This is a genomic window from Maribacter luteus, from assembly GCF_009674825.1.
GTDB lineage: Bacteria > Bacteroidota > Bacteroidia > Flavobacteriales > Flavobacteriaceae > Maribacter_A > Maribacter_A luteus.
In genome coordinates this window covers 1-294 of the sequence record NZ_WKJH01000028.1, presented here as the reverse complement: position 1 = coordinate 294, position 294 = coordinate 1, and the positions used below count along the sequence as shown (strand labels likewise).

Here is a 294-nt window from a genome sequence, read left to right as displayed (position 1 = left end):
TCTCCGACTTCGCCTTTGTCTCCTTTATCTCCAGTTTCTCCTTTATCACCAACATCTCCTTTGTCTCCTTTATCTCCGACTAGACCTTTATCTCCGACTTCACCTTTATCGCCAACTTCACCTTTGTCACCAACGAGACCTTTATCTCCGGTTTCTCCTTTGTCGCCGGTTTCTCCTTTATCACCAACATCTCCTTTGTCTCCTTTGTCACCAACTAAACCTTTATCTCCGGTTTCTCCCTTATCACCGGTTTCACCTTTGTCACCGGTTTCACCTTTGTCACCGACTTCTCCT

The 294-nt window shown here is 45.9% G+C and carries 1 pseudogene; it reads right to left on the bottom strand.

What is annotated here, in order from left to right:
• Positions 1–294: pseudogene (locus GJ691_RS16315) on the bottom strand (collagen-like protein); the annotation flags it as partial.